The organism is Bradyrhizobium sp. LA2.1 (assembly GCF_040547725.1).
Classification (GTDB): Bacteria; Pseudomonadota; Alphaproteobacteria; order Rhizobiales; family Xanthobacteraceae; genus Bradyrhizobium; species Bradyrhizobium barranii.
In genome coordinates this window covers 101,887-120,451 of sequence record NZ_JBEPQI010000012.1, presented here as the reverse complement: position 1 = coordinate 120,451, position 18,565 = coordinate 101,887, and the positions used below count along the sequence as shown (strand labels likewise).

The window sequence follows — 18,565 nt, the reverse complement described above, 5'->3', positions numbered from 1 at the left end:
ATGCTGATCGGGGCCCGACATTGCAACCCGCGCTCACTGCATGTTCGCTCTTCCAGGAATGGGTAGAGCGGACATGCCTATATCGAGATGGACCATTTCCGGACCGATGGGCGGCGGCAGAGGTGACCTCTTCGAGCCGTCGTCGGCTCAGGTGCCTTCTAGCCCCCCTTGCCAGTGGTAGTGAATGGCCGCCCAGAGCTGCCGCCTGAAACATCGTCCAGGGACTTATCGCCGAGCTCATCCTTTTCAGACGTCAACAACGTCTGGGAACTTCTGTCCTGAGCGGCGTCCGCGAGGCCCTCAGCTTCCCCTTGTTTATTCGCATCTTGCGCAACGGTCATATTCCATCTCCGGTTTCATCAATGCCAAGCGTCTCATGCGAATGCTCGAGACGACATTCGTCCCCATGACCGAGCTTCATATCTTTATCTCCGTCGCTGGGCGATACGGCAAATGCCGTATTTCGTCGTCGGTCAGGAGGCTAATGTCGAGACGCCCTGCGCCGCCGCAGGTGGCGGCGAAGTGTGAGATGTCCTGCCAGAAGCCACTCACACCTTTCCACAAAGCCCCCCTGCTAGATCACAAGGCAAAGTCCCGAAAACAGCAGCGAGCCCAGGATAATACGTTTGAAGGCTGATTCGTTGATCCGTCCGAACAGGACGATACCCACAGCCGTTCCAGCAGCTAAGGCGGGCAGAGAAATGCCAAAGTCGATCAAGACCTTTAACGAGAGGCTGTGGTGCGAAAGCATGAGAGCGAGGGCGAACAGTTGCATCACCCATATAAAGGGCTGAACCAGGCCGCGCTGCTGATTTTTGGGGAGACCATGGATGTCGCACCAGATCGCAGGAAGTGTGCCGGGCATCGCGGTCAACCCGCCGACCAGTCCCCCACCAAACCCTACCAGCACGTTCCGGCTCCGGCTCTCCATCCGACGCGAGAAGGCAGGCGTCGGCCGCAAGAAGGCATATGTCGCGTAAAGGGATAAGAGAGTTCCAAAACCCAGTCTGAAGATCCCGGTATCCACCTTCTGCAGGAGATAGACCGCGATCGGAATTCCTAATAGTCCACCAGCGATGAAAACGAGGCTGGTTTTCCATTGCATGCTCTTGCGTAGCGCAATCAGCGTGGCCGCTTGCACGGTGATGCTGCAAGCCATCATCAATGGCACAGCTTCCATGGGCGGAAAAACGTGTAGCAGGATGGCGCCGGCGACCGCCGAGAACGCAAACCCGGAAAGGCCGGACACGAACGCGCCCGCGAAAACCGCCCCACTCAGTACCAAATAGGCCGCTATGTCTGACATAGTACCGCTTCCTCAAAAATGGTGATCGTCGTCAAATGGCAGGACAACATGAGGTCGCCTGAACTCACTCGAGCGACAACGACCAATCCAACTAATCGCCGTGGATCGCCGTTGCTGCCATTTCGATGGGCCGAATACTCGACGCGTGATGCAGCACGTATCCCCCGACGACGTGTAAAATGCCGAAGCCAGCCAGGACGGCGATTGTCCACGCCTTGAGAGGTGGCGATGGTCGCCGGGTGTGGGAGCTATCGGTAATTGCCATGTCCAAATTTCCTTTTTGTAGGCGGCCCGTTGCGCGGTCCCCGGATGCCCACAAACGATACGCAGATGGTCACCATTGGTATCGCGCGACAACTTTTCCGGCGTAGGAGCGCGTGACGTTGGAGAACTCTCCCTCGAATGTCGTCGCTGTCGACCAGCCACTCAGCCATTTCATCTCGACGGCGCCGGTGGCAAGCGCAGAGTCGGACGCTTGCGCCGCGCCGCTGACGACGAAGCTCGCGCCGGGCAACGTCTGGAAGGTGGCCGCGATCGAACGGTCCGCGTTGAAATCGTGCGCCCACGCCGTGCGCCCGCGCAGCGTCAAGATGCCGGCCTGCATCGCAAAGGATTTGTCAGCGCGCAGGCCGAGTTCGCTGCGGCTATCGGTGACGCTCTTCGAATTGTAGGTCAGCGCAAAGATGTTGCTACCGACGATGGCCGCTTCGGCGTAAGCTGGCAGGTCGACGGTCGTAAACTGTCCAGCGGCATAAGGCGTGAGCCCAAAACCTAGCGCCACGAAGCGGTAACCGCCTTCGAGCCGGCCTGACCAGGCATTGGCCCTGAACTCGGCGCGCAGCCGGTCAACGCCGGCAACTGTCACCGTGCGATCCGTGGTGATGTCCTGCCAGCCATAGGCAAGCGCACCGGTCAGATAAGCCGCACCCATATTGTGCCGAATGAACGCACCGGCCTGGAACAGGTCGGAGCGACCGCCGCCGAGATTATTTGCAACCGAGAAATTGGTGCCGCCGCCGGCGAGCGCAAAACCGACGAGCGTATCCGGCGAGAAACGGTAGTCGGCGCCGACCGCCGTGCCATAGATGCTGCTTGTGGTGTTGTTCGAGCCGAGAGCCACATTGCCGTCGGTGGTCTGCGACCCGCCAAAGCCCGCCGCCCACACGCTCCAGCGCTGTTCGAACGTAGGCGCGCGCGGCGGCGCCTTGGTGTAGATCGCAGCCAAGGCGTCACTTGGCTTGCGGGTTTGCGCATACGCCAAGGCTCCCTGATCGGCGTAACCGACAGCCGTCCCGCCGACCGGGACGCCGTCGCCGCGTCCAGCGACGAACGGATCGGTCATCACGCCCATAAACTGGTTCATCGCATTGAAGGTGGTCTGCTGCGGCGCGGTGCCGGCTTCGCCGGAAAGCTGCGTCAGCCCTGCCGGCGTCAGCGCCCCGAACACGATCGGAATGCCGCCAGTGCTGTTGAAAGAATTGACGAGGGCATTGCCGACATTCTGCTGGTTGGCGTTCAGCCCCGTACCCGGCGGCGGAATGAAGGCGAGCACGAGGTTGAGATACACGTTATGGGCATCGTAGCTGAGGCTTGAAGTAAAGCCCGACGGCAGATCGGTGTTGACCAGCGACGAAAATGTGCCGTTCACGCCGCCTGCCGCATTGAGGATCGTGTATTGCTTGGCGACGTAAGTGCCCGGCGCAAAGCTCGCGTTCACCGTCGCGCCGCCAAGCGTCGCCGCACCCGTGACGTTGGTGCGGTCGGCGCTGACGGGCGAAACCTCCACCATGTAGCTCGCAGCCGCGGTGAAGACGAGGTTGCCTTGCACGGTGAGCAAGCCGATCGAATTGCCCGGCGCCAACGCGCCGCCGTTAATGGTGGTGTTGCCGACAGTGCCGTTGCCGCCGAGCGTTCCGCCGGCATTGACGGTCACGTCGCTGACGATCGACCCGTTGACCGACAACAAGCCGCTATTCACGGTGGTGGGACCGGTATAGGCATTGGGGCCGGTGACGGTGGTGGTGCCGCCATTCGTCGTCAGGCTCATGCCGCCGCGGAGGCCGTCGAGCGTGCCTCCGGTCGAGGTCACCGCGCCGTTCAACAAGCCACTCTTGAGCGTTCCACCCGCCAGCTCCACCGCGTTGATCGTCTGCGCGGTGCCGCCGAGATTGACGGTGCCGCCGGTGTTGATCGTCATCGTGCTGGCGGTGCTGAACGCATTGTCGACAACGCTGAACAGGGTGGCACCGTCGTTGACCGTGGTGGCCCCGGTATAGGCGTTGCCGACCAGGAAGATGGTGGTGCCGCCATTCGCGGTCAGGTTCATGCTGCCCCCAACGCTGGCGATGGTGCCACCGGTCGAGGTTACCGCGCCGGTCAGCGCGCCGTTGCCCAGCCGGCCGCCCGCCAGCACCACCGTATTGATCGTCTGCAAAAAGCCGTTGAGGTTGACGACGCCGCCGATGGCGATCGTCGTCGTACTGACGGCGCTGAAGGCGTTGATACCGGAGCCCGTCAGGGTCGCGCCGTTGTTGACCGTGGTGGCGCCGGTATAGGTGTTGGTGCCGCCAAGGGTGGTGGTGCCGCTGTTCGTCGTCAGGCTCATGCCGCCGCCGACATCGACCAGATCGCCGTCGATCGAGATCACCGCGCCGGTCAAGGAGCCGTTGCTTAGTCGGCCGCCTGCCAGCGCCACATTGTTGATGGTCTGCGCAAGACCGCCGAGATCAACCGTGCCGCCGGTGTTGATCGTCGTCACGCTGGCGGCGCTGAACGCATCGGGGCTGGCGCCAAGCAAGGTTGCGCCGTTGTTCACCGTGGTCGCGCCGGTATACGTGTTGAGGGTGATGATATTGGTGACACCCCCGTTCGCCGTCAGGCTCATGCTGCCGCCGACGTGGCTCAGCGTGCCGCCGGTCGAGGTCACCGCGCCGGTCAACGCGCCGTTGCTCAACACGCCGCCCGCCAGCGCCACATTGTTGATGGTCTGCGCAGTCCCGCCGAGATCGACGATGCCGCCATTGATCGTCATCGCGCTGGTGGCGCTGAACGCGCCGGCATTGCCGGCCAGCAGCGTCCCGGCACTGACGAGGGTCGTGCCGCTAAAGGCGCTCGTGCCGGTCAGCGTCCAGGTGCTGGTGCCGGCTTTCGCGAAAATGCCGAAGCCGCGATACTGTGCTGCCGCGCCCATCGTAGACACGTCAAACGTCGCATTCGTGCTGCCGCCGAGCCGCAACGTGTCGGCACTGCTGAACGCCACCGCATTGCCGGTGATGGTCGATCCCGCCCGCAGCTCCAGCGTATTGGTGCCGCCGGTGAAGGTGATGGCGTTGGCCCGCGTCACGCTGTCGCCGGCAAGTCCGCCCGCGATGGTTCCGGTGTTGGTGATCGTCAGGTCGGAGCCGATGATGCCTGCGCCACCGGCACCGTTGGTCGAGCCCGCACCGCCATTGCCGCCGGTAATCGTGCCACCGAAATTGTTGATGGTTGTGGAACCGGCCCAAATGCCGGCTCCACCGGCGCCTCCAGCGCCTGTCCCCGTGCCGCCAACACCGCCCGCGCCACCTGCGCCGCCGCCGACAAGGGAAGCCGCGGCCAGCGCCACGGTGCTGGTCGACAGGATAAAGCCTGCACCGCCAGAGCCGCCCGAACCGCCCAGCCCCGCCGCACTTGCGCCACCCGCGCCACCCGCGCCTCCCAGGCTCTGAGAGAAGGCAGAGACACTTATCGAGCCCGAGCCGGATATAATGAAGACAGCACCGCCGGCGCCTCCTCCGCCGCCGCCGCCAGAGCCGTTTCCGTCGCCGCCCTTGCCACCCGCGCTCGCAGTAAAATTACCAATCGTACTGCCGCTTCCGGTGACGAGCGCATTCCCTGCGCCGCCGCCACCGCCACCGCCGCCGCCATCGCCGGCCGCCACGCCGGCGCTGCCATCGCTGCCCGCTGTCGTATCGCTGCCCGCGGCGCCACCCGCGGCGCCATTGTCGCCTGTTCCGCCAACGCCGCCACCAGTGCCGGCGCCGAAAAGTCCGGGCCCCCTGCCGGCGCCGCCGCCGCCACCGCCCTGTCCCGCCGCCACCCCCGGTGCACCGTTGCCACCCGCGGTCGTCGTGCTGTCTGCGCCACCCGATCCGGCATTGCCGCCGCCATCGCCACCCGCGGCGAAGGTGGAGACGACGCCAACAACGAGGGAGGTGGAGACGATCGCGCCGACAAGTGCGGTGCTTGCGAGCAAGCCGCGCCGGCGCACTTTCGGGTCGGAAGTGGTTCTTGTTGGCAATTCTTTTCCAGCCCGCAGACCCAACTGCGCTTCCAAACAGAGATGTGAGCGCGCCAATCGGAGGCCGCGCCGGTCAAGCTGACCAACCGGCTGCTGTCCAAGCGCGTCCAGTCGGGGCGAAAGATATCGCCGGGTCGATTCACGAGCGATACGGCAGATGTCGTATTTCGTCGCCGGCAGGCAGGCCAATGTCGAAGGGCCCGCCCAGCAGATGGTGGCGTGGAGATCAGCGCCGAGACACAATCGCAGCCGTGGCGGGACGATCGCCAAGCTCGGGGCAGTCACACATCCTTCTAGCGACCACTATCGATCGATTCCTTGCCGCCGACGCAGGCGGCAACGATCGCTTCGTGCAATTCCTCGCCGGTGACCGGCTTGTGCAGAATGCGATGACCGCCGGCGGTGGCTTCCCGGATGCGCGACGGCGAGGTATCTCCGGTCACGATGACGGCGGGGACCGCGCGGCCGAGATGGGCGCAGAGAGCCTCGATCGCATCCAGCCCCGTAGCACCGTCTCCGAGGCGATAGTCGGCGATGATCAGATCGACCGGCGCATCGCCGGCCACCATCGCCGCTGCATGAATCTGTTGCACCTCGGCGGCAGATCGGCCGCCATACACGCGATGCCCCTGGAGCGTGAGCAACTGCACCATGGTATCGAGGACATCCCCTTCGTCTTCCACAACCATGATGCTGACGGCGATGCCTGCGGGCGATGCCTTGTTATCGGGCAAAGGAGTTGCCACCGCACTGGCTTGCGGAACCGTCACCGAAAACATCGAACCGCGCCCGGTGACGGAGACGAGCTTCAGGGGATGTTGAAGCAGCAAGGCGGTGCGGCGAACGATGGCGAGGCCGAGGCCAAGGCCTAGCGTGCGATCCCTCGCCGGGTTCTGCAATTGCACGAACTCCTCGAAGACCATTGCTTGCTGATCTGCGGGGATGCCGGGTCCGGTATCCCATATCTGGATTTCCACCGCAGCGCCGCGCCTGCGGCAGCCGAGCAGAACGCCGCCGGATCCCGTGTATCGAAAGGCGTTCGACAGCAGATTGCCCAGGACCCGCTTCAGCATCATGGGATCGCTGTCCACCTTCAGACTGCTTTCAACAACGCGCCAATCAAGGCCGCGATCCTTCGCCACTGAAGCGAATTCGTTGCTGAGATGGTCGAACAGTTGGGACAGATTCACCGTCTCCCTCGCAACAGTGACGACGCCGGCATCAAGCCGGGAGATGTCGAGCAACCCATTCAGAAGGGCGCTGAGGTTGCCGACAATGGATTTTGCCTTGCCGGCCAGATCGCGTGCATCGCCGGATTGGACAGCGCCGCGGTGACCCAGCGCCGCGAGCGTGGCGATCAGCAGACTCAAGGCATGGATCGGCTGGCGCAGGTCATGACTGGCGGCCGCAAGGAAACGCGTTTTGGCACGATCAGCGGCTTGTGCGCGGTCGCGTTCTTCCTCAAGGTGACCGACGAGCTCGACATTTTCCAGGCGCAACCTGATGGACTCGCGCAGCATGCGGTACGTTGTGCGGCAGTAATAGAAATTGATGGTCACAAGCCCGGCAAGCAAAGAGAGATATGCGCCGGAGATGTCACCTCCATTGGTGATCGAGCGCACCGTGATCGGCAGCACCGTAGCGATGATCGAGCCGACGAGAGCAGGCGGAAACGCCGAGAGCGACGGCACCGTGCCGCAGATCAGACCGGTCAAGACAATGACGGTGAATGAAAAAAGAACAGGCTCCTGGGGAAGGAACCCAACCCAGCCGAGCATTCCCCACAGCAGGCCTGACACGCAGGAAAACGCAGCCGCAAGCCAGGCCCATCGCAACACGGACCCAGGCTCTCGATCTCGGCTGAAGAACCGGCGCGCGGCCAGGACGCGTGTGGCGGTGAGCAGATACACTGCACTGAGCCATCCGATCAACCAGCTCGCCGATACCGTGCTCCTCAGGACGTACGCCGCCGCCAGGGAGATGAGGATGTTGGCGACCACCACCCCATAGGAATTGCGATACAAAAGCTCGACGAGCGCCGCGCGTATCTTGTCTTCTTGCATCGAAACCTCTCCGCGCGCCGGCAGATGCGGCGGCTTCGTTTGCGAGTTGCCGTTGCGCTAGCCCGCTGGAAGGCCGAGACGAACCGCGTAGGCAGTCAATTCGGCGCCGCTGTGCAGATCGAGCTTCCGCATGAGATTCTCGCGATGTTTCCGGGCGGTCAGCGGGCTGATGCCGAGACGGCTGGCGATGTCGCGGTTGGTTGCGCCGTGAGGGATCATCCCCAGGATTTGCCGCTCGCGCCTTGTCAGCGCGACCGGAGACATTATCGCAGCCGTGGGCTCCGGGGTTTCATTCGGGCCGTCATGCTGGTCCACCGCAAAGCGAACCTCCTCCGCCACATAGGCATTGCCTCTTTTGATGGCATCGATGGCAGAGATGAGTTCGGAAGGATCGCCGCTCTTGGTCAAATAGCCATTCGCGCCTGCGGAGAAAGCGGCCCGGACGGAACGTGGTTCAACATTGGCGGTGAGGACCAGAACGCGCAGCTCCGGCCATTCGGCTTTCAGGTTGGCGATGAACTGAAATCCGCTCACACCGGGCATGCCGAGATCGAGTATGAGAAGATCGGCGGAGCTTTCGTTCAGCAACCGGTGAACGGCTTCACCGTCCGCCGCCTCTCCACTGACTGCAAGCCCGTCCACGGTCGACAGAAGCTGCTTCAGGCCTTCCCGAACGACGGCGTGATCGTCAGCAATGATCGTCCTCACCAGTCCACCCATGTATCGCACCCGCCCATAACGGCCTTAAGATCTCAATCAACGCCAAGCCAGGATCTGGATCCACAAATCTATTTGCCAGATCACTTTAATGCGAAATACGCCACCTGCCGTATTTTTTGCACGTGGTCGCTTCGGTAATCTCGCTGCGGTTGCTCACCTTAAGATTGCCGCGTCGGGTTTAACCGATCAGCTTTGATGAAAGTGGAGATTGAATATGACCAATAGGCAGGACACAAATTCGAAAGCGCCGGCCGAATCGACCGAAAGCCTCAAGGATGCCGCTCAGAACAAGGCACCCCAGATCTCGACGTCTGAAAAGGATGCACTCAACGACAGCTCGCTGGACGATGTGTCCGGCGGTCGCGTGCCTCCCACCCACGGGGCATGGTGACGTTCCGGGCATGATGGCCTGGTTTGGCATGTCCGCTTCGCTCCATTCCTGGGAAGCGGACATGATTGGTTTTTGAGCACACAGCTCAGAGACCGCGGTCCCTTCGGACCGCCATATCCCCGAAATTCACCGAGCGCAGGGTTCCGACGTCGGGTTTGACTGATCAACATAGATCAAAGTGGAGATTGAAGATGACCAATGGGCAGGATGCGAATTCAACGGCGACGGCGGAGCCTCTCGGGAGCAGCAAGGACGCCGCTCAGAACAACGCATCCCAGATCTCGACGACGGCAGATGGGCTGAGCGATAGCTCCCTGGACGATGTGTCAGGCGGCTCTTGGCCGTTCAGTTCAGCAGCGCGAGCCTCCTACTCGGTCAACGGCCCAGGGGGTTAGCGAGCAGCTACAACGTCGAATACAACACTTGCATTGATGAATTTGGAGATTGAGATGACCGACACGCAGGATACGAATTCAAAAGGTGAAGCCGAAGCTCTCAAGGACACGGCTCAGAACAATGCATCCCAGATCTCGACGGCGCCTGACAAGGATGCGCTCGTCGACAGCTCCCTGGACAAAGTGTCGGGCGGTGGCTGGCCGTACGCAACGATGAGTTCTGCTCAGGTCAGTCCGACCATCTGACTTTGAGCAACGGCGGGATCGGTTTGGATCTTGCCGGGCCTTTACAGTGACCGATGCTCCTGCGGGCAGAGCATTGGTCATTTCGTTCTTGTTGGCTGCTGCACTTGGCGCAAACCGGACTCTGTAGAACGTCAAACTGCCGTGGATGAACGTTCCGACGGAGCTGACGCCAGTCCACGCGACCGCGCTCTTCGGATGAATGCGGGGTGGCCACGGAGGACGCAATCATGCGCGCAGTGTTCGGGCACGCAATCGAAAGACCCGGAAAAACAGCACCCAAAGCAATCGGTGTGGGCTTCAAGGCGCCCAACGAGCTTGCGTTGCCCACCTCATCGAAGCCCGACCCACGCCTTGTCGCCTTGGTCAGGATACTCGCGCGGCAGGCCGCGCGAGACTTCTATTCACGCCCCATGGGCCGGCCGGGACTGTGCGGCCTCGCCTCCCTCACACTGTTCGACGACAAGGATGATCGGATTGCGCGTCAACGATCCGTCCTCCTCCCCAACATCAAGGAATACGCAATCGTCGCTGTTTGCCCGACGCGCTTATGCATTCCGCAACTGGTTGCGGGTGATTTGAACCTACGAAAGCAAATCATTGATTTTGCTAGGGCAACGGTTCGATCTTAAAAACAAAAACCCAGCAATCCATTGAGGTTGCTGGGTTTTCAGTATCAATCTTGGTTGCGGGGATAGAATCTGAACCTATGACCTTCAGGTTATGAGCCTGACGATAGCCTAAATTCTTATTCAACACGCTGGCCCGCGCGCCAGCCCATCTCCCAGAAGTCTGCCTCGAGTCGGGCGGCTTCCTTGAAGATCGCAATCAGTTCTGCCTCGCGGGCCGGCGTGGCGTAGAGATCGGCGAGACGCTCCAGGTGCGCCCGCGCCTTCGCCGCGCCCTCCTGGTATGGCTCGCCGGCATACTCGGCGATCCAAACGCGATAGATTCATCTCGACATCAAGGATGGCCGAGAGGCCGGCCGCCGCTTCACGCATGTCGGCAAGCTTGGGCGACTTGTAGACCGAGAGCGCGTAAGCGCGAGCAAACTCGATGAGGAACAGGTAGTCCTGAGCAAGGTAGTAACGAAACGCCGCTTCGGCGAGCGAGCCGTCTGCCAACCCGTTCGTGAAGGGATGCTCGGTGTAGGCCCGCCACTCGGCGGATGCTTCTGTCTTTAGACGCTCGAAGAAACTCACGATCTTTTTCGCCTGGCTTGCTTTCCCATGAACGTCTTTGGCTCGCTACCGATAGCGCGTTGCGAACCGGGTTGAGGCTGACCTTGACAGGCCGCCGCGATCAGCCGGCACCATGGCGCACGAAATTCGCTTGCCGTCGGTCGCCGGGACTGTCTTGCGTTCTCACGTTATCACCAACAGCATATGCCCTAAATCCAAGTTTCAACTGCGGACGAACCGCACCAGTTTCGCACCAGAAACAACCCGCACGAAGCGCAACGAACGTGGCCGAATTCCACGTAAAGCGCAGGAAAATCAACGGCGGCGGCCATTATCCCGCCGCTCATAACGGCGTGGTTGCTGGTTCGAGTCCTGCCGCACATATATCGGGAAATTGCCCGCGCTAGATTTTTGACTAGGCTCCTTCGCCCTGCGGCTCTGAAGGCGCCATTACTTCGTACGCTTGAACGCCGCGTGATAGCTCGCCACTAGGCGTACTTCTTTTCTGCTCAGCCTGCTAAGGTGCTCTTCTAGTCAACCGCAACTGCGGCTGCCCAGCTAAAGTCATAGTGAGCGCCCAACAACTTCATTGCGACAACAGCGACAAGAACGCAGATGATTTGCAACAACGTTCTCGTCGAGAACACTCTATTGAAGAGCGTCATGATGCCGCCTTCTAGCGCTGGTGACCGAGCCGGATTCCAAGCTTGAGCGCCTTTTGGCGGAGTGAGCCTTCGGAGCGCTTTGTGAGCTTCGCAATTTTTGCAACCGGAGTCTTCGCTTTCGAATGAGCGCGCAGCTCCTTCACGTCAGCCTTTGTGTATTCGCGACGCACTGGTTTCTTCTTCGTAGCCGTCTTCTTTGCCTTCTTCGTCACTTTTAGCTCCTCGATTCGAGAGTGGGCGTACTAGCACAGCCGCATTGAGGCGCAACTCTCCATCAGTTGACTCTATAGGCTGGTCCGTGAACTCGCTCATGATGTCAGTTTTGCCGGCGATTTGATGCCGGAGAGATTCGGTCCCTGCCCGAGGTTCAAGCACGCATTGATGCGCTGCTGGCGGCGGGTATGACCACCAGTGCTGCCAAATTCATCCACGACGAGCGCGGCATCCAGACGCTTGGAAAGGCCCCGGGCCGGGCGCTGGCGCGCCTTCACGCCGACTTTCGTCTTTTCTTTGCACACGGGGCGAAGTGAGCACGGGGACGGCGTGTTACGAACTTGCCAACAGCGCATACGGTCTGTCCCATTTCTACGCTACAGCGCGCAGGAGTTAGTCGCGGCATCAGAGAGCCCTTTGTTTGGCACCGCAGGCGACATAGATCGACGCATTCGGGCAATTGGGCTACGCGCAGATGGCGTCGAAACAAGTCAGCATGAACCTCATCAGCTACCACAAAAGCAGTGCCTTCCTGGTAACCCCGCATCGACACCAAGGTCGCGCCATGGAAGTGCCTATGCCGATCTCGCTCAGCGGGACTTGATCCGATTGTGGCGGAAAATCATCGAAGCACACGCAGGAACCGTGGTTGACAATCATGACAACAAGCGGCGCCGGCTCGTCGAGTTCAAGGATGGTTGCCGCTATGGCAAATTCGGAAAGGCAAAGGCTTATGAGCTGCTGATCGCCCACGAGAGGATCAGGGCCTACAAGATGGGAGGTAAGACCATGATCGACCTCGACAGCGTGGATGAATATCATGCTTCGCTGCCGAGGGTCGAAGCGAGAGCAAGCTAGACCGCCGATCTGCGCAGCGGGACGGCGGGCGCACCGTCGCGCAGGCTGTCGAGGCGATCAGTCCAACGCTGCATTAAACGCATGCGTCCGGCCCAATAGGCAGCACAGTTATAGATCCGCGGATCTTGTTCTTGTCGGCCCCTGCCAAGCCGGCGCCGCACAACCTCGTCGCGCCACCAGCGCTTCTCTCTCAGAGTCGTGGGCGAGTTGGACTTCCACTACAACGCCGTCGAACGCGACCTCCTCGTTGAGCGGGGCCGACGCGGTCGAGTGGAAACCGTGCGCGCAATGGTCACCGCCGGGGCAGTATCGCAGCCCATGTCCGCAGAGCCGCGTTCGGTGTGTTGTCGGACATTGGCACGCCATCGTCATTGGACGTCCAGCAGATCGCGGATCAGCGGCGCACGATCAGCGCATTTGGCGTCGGTCTCGCGTCCAGGCAACAGAGTCGCCCCCGAAATCGTCCCAGCCTCCGGCATTTTCGAGTCAGAGCCAGGTTCGATTCCGGTCGGGACATTGTGGAGACCGGAACGGCATGGTGCCTGCCCTGCTGCCGGGGAGCCTGCTGTTTTATTTTTGCCACCTAATACGGCACGTCTGCTTGTTGGTATTTCTGTTGGTATCGGCAACAATCGACGACAGAAACTTGCGTGAATTCAGGTAGTCATTCAGCACTGCCGCAAGATCTCCCCAACCTATCATGAACGCATGGTCTGGGGTCAGGGCGATGGCTCCGGGCTGCGCTGTGTCGACAGCGCCGTGGGGCGCATCGGTCAACTGGCCTGCTGGGAGCACTACAACCCGCTGGCCCGCTATGCCCTGATGGCCGATGGCGAGCAGATCCACTCGGCCATGTATCCCGGCTCGTTCGCCGGCGACGGCTTCTCCGAGCAGATAGCCATCAATATCCGCCAACACGCGCTGAAGGCCGGGTGTTTCGTTGTCTGTGCGACAGCGTGGCTGAATGCCGAGCAGCAAGCCCGGATTATGAAGGACACCGGTAGCAGAATCGAGCCGATTTCCAGCGGCTGCTTCACCGCGATCGTCTCTCCAGAGCGTAAACTCATGGGCGCACCGCTGCGATCGGGCGAAGGCGAGGTTATTGCCGATCTCGATTTCTGGGCCATCGACAAGCGCAAGCGCGAACGCAAACCGCACCCGGCGATCGCTTCCGTCGATGACGTCGCGGATATCGATGATCGGCGACGCGTCGTAAATGCGCAGTGACCAAGAGCCTTGGCGGTGGCGCGAGGCGTTCGCGACGCCGGTGCGGTGGCTGGAGATTTCTCAGAAGACATTCGGGGCGGTGCTTGCCGCCTAGGCAACGCAGCGAGGTATTTGGCATGCTTTCTTACTCCAGATGGATCGCGGTCGCCGCCATGGCCTCAACCTCGGCAACTGGCCTGGCAGCAGAAACGACATTCAAAGCCATGGGAGAAGCTTGCGGCTTTCGAATACTCCCTAATGCTTTGCGATTCCGTGATCTCGTAAACGAAAACAACTATGCGGCAGCATCGAAGCTGTTTCTCGATAATCAGTCGATCGGCGTTGCCCGAATTTTGACGAGGAACGACGTTGTCAGCTTAGAAGATCAATCTGCAGGCATGTCGTGTGTGAGGCGAACGGGAGAGCCCGTTTTGCTACTGGATGAGCACGGAGGACTTCAACGTGCTGGTTGGCCACCCTCAGCAGAGTCCTTAACCGGGGAGTCGACATGACGACCAGTGCACCCATCAATTCCGCGACCTCACGACGCCATCTGCTCCTCGCTGGTGGCGGTGTTGTGGCGGCTCTCGGCCTCCCGAAGGTGACGCTCGCCAAGACGGCGAGCGATGCCAAACCAGCCGCCCACCACGCTTCTCACAAAGGATCTGATCACATGTCGACGGTAACGATGAAAGACGGCACGACGATTTACTACAAGGACTGGAGCGCCGGTCCGGTCATGACCTTCTCCCATGGCTGGCCGCTCACCGCCGATGCCTGGGACGCCCAGATGCTGTTCCTGCAGAACAACGGCTATCGCGTCATCGCCCATGACCGCCGCAGCCATGGCCGATCGGACCAGACATGGACCGGCAACGATATGGATACCTACGCCGATGATCTCGCGGCCTCCTTGAAACACTTGACATCAAGGGCGCGACGATGGTCGGTCATTCGACCGGCGGTGGCGAGGTCGCCCGTTATGTCGGCCGTCACGGCACGTCGCGTCTGTCGAAAGCGGTTCTGATCTCCGCGGTGCCTCCGCACATGGTGCAGACACCCGCGACAGCGCCTATGAGTGTCTTCGACGGCCTCCGCGCGAGCCTGGTAGCCGATCGGGCTGGGTTTTTCAAAGAACTGGCGATTCCGTTCTTTGGCTATAACCGCCCCAACGCGAAGATTTCGCAGGGCCAGATCGATTCTTCTTGGCTTCAGGGCATGATGGGAAGCCTCCAGGGCGAGTACGACTGCATCAAGGCCTTCTCCGAGACCGATTTTACGGATGATCTCAAGAAGATGACCATCCCAACCCTGCTCCTGCAGGGCGATGACGATCAGATCGTTCCTATCGACATTGCCTCCCGGCGCTCGGTGAAAATTCTGCCAAACGCAAGCTTGAAGGAATATGCTGGCGCTCCGCATGGCATGTGCGTCACCCACGCGGACCAAGTGAACGCAGATCTGTTGGCTTTCCTCAAAGGATGACGGGGCGACGTCATATTCCCGATCGACCCGCGGCTTTGAGGCTTCGTGGTGCGGCAATGCATGTGCATTCCAATGCGAGGCGAAGATGAACGCGACACAGCAAGAACTTCCGATCCTCGTGACCGGGGGCGGCGGGGCGGATCGGCTCGGTGGGCCGTATGGTGACAGAGCTGCTTCTCGCTCACGGAGTCCGGGTACGGGCACAGGTTCGGGTTGACGACGAGCGGGCCGCCACACTGCGGGATCTAGGCGCCGAGGTCGTGGTCGGCGATCTGCTCGATCTTACGGCAGCACATCGGGCGATCGAGGGGTGCGAACGTCTTCTTCGGGATGTCGGTCTCGCCGAGCTATCTCGAAGCCGCTGCCAACGTCGCTGGCGTTGCAAAGCACCATGGCGCGAAGGCATTCGTCAATCTCTCCCAGATGACCGTCAACGAGATGGACATCTTCAACACGTCCGCCAGCCCCAACAAAAGCAGCATTGGTTGGCGGAGCAGATATTGTCCTGGTCCGGGCTTCCAGTAGTGGAGGTAAGACCAACTGCGTTCATGGAAGGACTTTTCCTTCAAAGCGTCACGGGCGTTACCATGCAGAATAAGATTATGGCGCCCTTGGGAAAGGGAAAGAACTCAGCGATTGCCGCCTTCGATGTCGCTCGAGTGATCGCTGAAATTTTGAGCGATCCCACAGAGCATATCGGCAAGACCTATCACCTGACCGGCCATGTTTCGCAGGACTTGGACGCGGTCGCACGCGAGTTCTCGGCCGCGCTTGGCCGTACGATTTCGTATGTTGACGTTCCGCCCGAGATGATGAAGGACCAACTTGCCGCCTTCGAGATACCACCTCATGTTATCTCGCACGTCGTGACAATGGCCCAACTCCATCGGGACAACAGGTACGATCGGTTCAGCAAGGATGTCGAAGGGCTGACCGGCATACCCCCGATGAGCGTTCGAGAGTTCGTGCAGAAGAACGCGTATGCGTTCGCACCGGTCGCGCCTTCGAGCGCGGCTGAATAATCACGACGCCGTAACCGGAGTACGTCGTCGCATTGGAGCGTGGTTGCGGGGAGGCCAACCACCGATACCGACATTCGCTCCAGGTTGCGATTTGCGTCTAAGGCGTCTTGTGCCCTGGCTCGGGAACGTTGGGAAACGTTTCTCGCGATAGGCAGCAGCGTATGGAAGTGTCGAGTGGCTTGGTCAGTTCGGCGAATGTAGCCTCTACACCGAAAGCAGATTTGGAAGGTTCGAATCTGACCGCCACCGCCACGACGCGCAAGTACTATTTTGACTTCAACACCGCAATCGGTTGCCAGTCTTTGGGTGCATCCCTCCGTTGCAACTGCCTACAGCGTTCTAGCAGCACCTCGGCAGGTTGATCTTGCTGTCGGTCCCGCAGTACAGCCTCGAATTCAACTATCGCGCCAGTCAGGTCCCGATCTCGATATTTCGCGAGCCCTCGCTCATAGTGTGCTATCCAGGATGCGCGGCGGCTCGCTTCGCGTTCCTCTGAAAGATCAACCAGTTCGTAAACGGCTAGCCCCTCTTCCCGTCCATAGACCGCGATGCTGTCGATTTCGCGGGTGATGATCGCGCCGCGCGCCAGGCGTTCGGTCTCTTCGCCGATCAGGATTTGCGTACCGTAGCTCTTGTTGGCGCTCTCGAGCCGGCTCGCGACATTCACGGCATCGCCGATGACGGTGTAGTTCAGGCGCAGCTCTGAGCCGATATTGCCGACCAGCATGCGGCCGGAATTGATACCGATCCGGATCTGGAGCGGCTTGCCCTGGTCATCGACCAAGCCGGAGTCCTCGATCGCCTGGCGGCAGGCCAGCGCCCCGCTACAGCACAGTAGCGCGTGATCGGGCTGCGGCTGCGGCGCGCCCCAGAACGCCATCACGGCATCGCCGATGAACTTGTCGATGGTGCCGCCATTAGCGACGATGGCCTCCGAGGCGAGATCGAGATAGCGGGACAACAGCGGCACGACGCGATCGCCCATGCGTTCGGACAGGCCGGTAAAGCCGGCGATGTCGATGAACATCACGCTCAGCTCCTGAATGGCGCCGCCGGGCTTTGCCTCGACGCCCTGGCGCAACAGCCCGCGGACGAGATCGGCCGGGATGAATTTGCGGAAGGCGGACAGCCCCGCAGCCATCTCAGCAATGGCCCCGGACAGGCTCGCGATCTCCTTGAGCCGCGAGGGATGCCGGCGGACCAGCTCCAGCGCAAAGGTCTCGACGTGGCGGATCTCGCCAACGACGCGGGACAGGGGTGCTGCAATCACCGTACGTGCCAGCACCGCCGAAGCCAACGCCGCGAATACCGCGCCCACGGCAAGGCCGATGATCAATCGTCGCAGCGTCGTCTCGACTGGTCCGAGAAACTCGGCCTCTGGAATGACGGTTGCAAGCCGCCAGCCGGGAAACGGCAACGGCGTGAGCGCGACTTCATAGGCTGCGCCGCCTGAGGTAAGCCGGCTTCGCCAGGCCTCCTTGCGGCCCTCGGCGCCGGCTTTTGCCAGCGCCATCTGTGCCAGCGGCAGCAGCTTCTGCTCGCCACGCGTGGGATGCAATTCGTCGGCGTCCTTGTCCGGCGCCGCCACGAGCTCGCCGGCGCCATCGAAGATGAATGCGGTTCCGGTATGGCCGACCTCGAGCTGCGACAGAAAACGCGCGAGCCTCGTGTATTCGATGATGACTGCAAGCACACCCTGACGCTCCTGGTAGACGTCGATCGGCCCGGCATACGCAATCGACGGCCGCTCTCCGATCGGGTGATCGGCGACTTTGAACCACTCCGGCTCCTCCGCCTTGAGACCGGTCTTGAACCAGGTCCGTTCGGCGACGCGAAAATCGGTCGGCTCGAAACGGCGGTTGGCGAATTCGATATCGCCCGGTACCACGTCATATTCGTCGATCCGGCGCTGGCCGGGATGATCGGTCAGCGAGATCTCCATCATTTCCATGCGGCGGTCGCCGAGCTTGTGAGCGGCGAAGAACGCGCCGTCGGGCCAGCCGAAGGCGACCCAGGAGATCGTCGCTTGCGACTGCAATTGCGACAGGAACACGAATTCGCGCTTGTCCGCCTCGCGGGTGTCGAGCACGTTTTGCAGGAACAGCGTGCGAATGGCGGTGTGGGCGGCACGCGCCTCGTCGACGATCGCGGAGACCTCCTTGCGGACGGCGGCCACGATCTGCGCGTTGATGGTCGAGGCCAACTGCCGGCTGGTCGCCTCCGCGGTCCGCCACCACAACAGGCTGGACAGTGCCGCGGTCAGCAGGATCGCGGTCAAGACCAGCGCCGAGACCGCAAGTCGGATGCTGACCGTGAGCCGCTTGGCGACCGGTTGAAGCGGGTTGGGGCCATATCGTCGTCCGGGACTGGCCATCATTGTTGTTTCCACTCCGCAAGCTGGGGCGATGGCGACGCCAACTGGTATGGCTATACGCGGTGCGCGCCCGTTCGTTACATCTCGCAAATGCCCGAAGCCCCCTCCAATGCCCGCTGGCTAACGTCTCGATAGGGATAAGGCATTGGCCTTGTCCGGCCGCT

Annotated in this window: 13 protein-coding genes, 1 tRNA gene and 3 pseudogenes; 7 read left to right on the top strand and 10 right to left on the bottom strand. The window is 61.3% G+C overall.

Features of this window, described 5'->3' with window-relative positions; genetic code table 11:
- Positions 1-574 precede the first annotated feature (574 nt).
- The 5 genes from ABIB95_RS23920 to ABIB95_RS23900 form a co-directional block, all read right to left on the bottom strand.
- Positions 575-1,306 carry a sulfite exporter TauE/SafE family protein gene (locus tag ABIB95_RS23920; protein ID WP_247314876.1) on the bottom strand — a complete coding sequence of 244 codons (732 nt, stop codon included), beginning with the start codon at positions 1,304-1,306 and terminating at the stop codon, positions 575-577.
- A gap of 91 nt (positions 1,307-1,397) precedes the next feature.
- On the bottom strand, positions 1,398-1,571 hold the full coding sequence (locus tag ABIB95_RS23915; protein WP_354116247.1) for a hypothetical protein: 174 nt from the start codon (positions 1,569-1,571) through the stop codon (positions 1,398-1,400).
- Positions 1,572-1,640: 69 nt separating this feature from the next.
- A complete protein-coding gene (locus tag ABIB95_RS23910) occupies positions 1,641-5,585 on the bottom strand; it encodes an autotransporter domain-containing protein (RefSeq protein ID WP_354242581.1) in 3,945 nt (1,314 codons plus the stop codon).
- Between the two features lie 293 nt (positions 5,586-5,878).
- The gene (locus ABIB95_RS23905) at positions 5,879-7,648 is read right to left on the bottom strand and encodes a hybrid sensor histidine kinase/response regulator (protein WP_247314875.1); all 1,770 of its coding nucleotides are present in this window, start codon (positions 7,646-7,648) and stop codon (positions 5,879-5,881) included.
- Between the two features lie 57 nt (positions 7,649-7,705).
- Positions 7,706-8,368 (bottom strand): response regulator, encoded by a 663-nt coding sequence (locus tag ABIB95_RS23900; protein ID WP_354116245.1) that lies wholly within the window; start codon positions 8,366-8,368, stop codon positions 7,706-7,708.
- A 214-nt stretch (positions 8,369-8,582) separates the two neighbouring features.
- On the opposite strand from ABIB95_RS23900, the gene ABIB95_RS23895 reads away from it, so the two are divergent.
- From ABIB95_RS23895 to ABIB95_RS23885, 3 genes are all read left to right on the top strand, one after another.
- A complete protein-coding gene (locus tag ABIB95_RS23895) occupies positions 8,583-8,759 on the top strand; it encodes a hypothetical protein (protein WP_247458543.1) in 177 nt (58 codons plus the stop codon).
- Positions 8,760-9,208: 449 nt separating this feature from the next.
- Positions 9,209-9,400, top strand: coding sequence for a hypothetical protein (locus ABIB95_RS23890; protein ID WP_354121855.1), 192 nt, complete (start codon positions 9,209-9,211; stop codon positions 9,398-9,400).
- A 227-nt stretch (positions 9,401-9,627) separates the two neighbouring features.
- Positions 9,628-10,029 (top strand): hypothetical protein, encoded by a 402-nt coding sequence (locus ABIB95_RS23885; protein ID WP_354242578.1) that lies wholly within the window; start codon positions 9,628-9,630, stop codon positions 10,027-10,029.
- A 51-nt stretch (positions 10,030-10,080) separates the two neighbouring features.
- Here the strand turns inward: ABIB95_RS23885 and ABIB95_RS23880 are convergent.
- The 4 genes and pseudogenes from ABIB95_RS23880 to ABIB95_RS23865 all read right to left on the bottom strand — a co-directional run bounded on the left by ABIB95_RS23880 (position 10,081) and on the right by ABIB95_RS23865 (position 11,734).
- A tRNA-Met gene (locus tag ABIB95_RS23880) sits at positions 10,081-10,167 on the bottom strand.
- Positions 10,146-10,599: pseudogene (locus ABIB95_RS23875) on the bottom strand (thiaminase II/PqqC family protein). Before ABIB95_RS23875 ends, ABIB95_RS23880 begins: the two are co-directional and overlap by 22 nt.
- A gap of 655 nt (positions 10,600-11,254) precedes the next feature.
- Complete coding sequence (locus ABIB95_RS23870) at positions 11,255-11,455, bottom strand: hypothetical protein (RefSeq protein ID WP_502916682.1); 201 nt, start codon at positions 11,453-11,455, stop codon at positions 11,255-11,257.
- Between the two features lie 96 nt (positions 11,456-11,551).
- On the bottom strand, positions 11,552-11,734 hold the full coding sequence (locus ABIB95_RS23865) for a hypothetical protein (protein WP_354121857.1): 183 nt from the start codon (positions 11,732-11,734) through the stop codon (positions 11,552-11,554).
- Between the two features lie 139 nt (positions 11,735-11,873).
- Between ABIB95_RS23865 and ABIB95_RS23860 the strand changes: the two genes are divergently transcribed.
- The 4 genes and pseudogenes from ABIB95_RS23860 to ABIB95_RS23845 all read left to right on the top strand — a co-directional run bounded on the left by ABIB95_RS23860 (position 11,874) and on the right by ABIB95_RS23845 (position 16,027).
- Positions 11,874-12,314, top strand: a complete 441-nt coding sequence (locus ABIB95_RS23860; RefSeq protein ID WP_354121858.1) for a hypothetical protein — start codon at positions 11,874-11,876, stop codon at positions 12,312-12,314.
- 678 nt (positions 12,315-12,992) lie between these two features.
- A pseudogene (locus ABIB95_RS23855) lies at positions 12,993-13,457 on the top strand (nitrilase-related carbon-nitrogen hydrolase); the annotation flags it as partial.
- 736 nt (positions 13,458-14,193) lie between these two features.
- Positions 14,194-15,005 (top strand): annotated as a pseudogene (locus ABIB95_RS23850) (alpha/beta fold hydrolase).
- Between the two features lie 158 nt (positions 15,006-15,163).
- Positions 15,164-16,027, top strand: coding sequence for an NmrA family NAD(P)-binding protein (locus tag ABIB95_RS23845; RefSeq protein WP_354121859.1), 864 nt, complete (start codon positions 15,164-15,166; stop codon positions 16,025-16,027).
- Positions 16,028-16,292: 265 nt separating this feature from the next.
- On the opposite strand, the gene ABIB95_RS23840 is transcribed toward ABIB95_RS23845, so the two are convergent.
- A complete protein-coding gene (locus ABIB95_RS23840; RefSeq protein WP_354121860.1) occupies positions 16,293-18,404 on the bottom strand; it encodes an adenylate/guanylate cyclase domain-containing protein in 2,112 nt (703 codons plus the stop codon).
- Positions 18,405-18,565 lie beyond the last annotated feature (161 nt).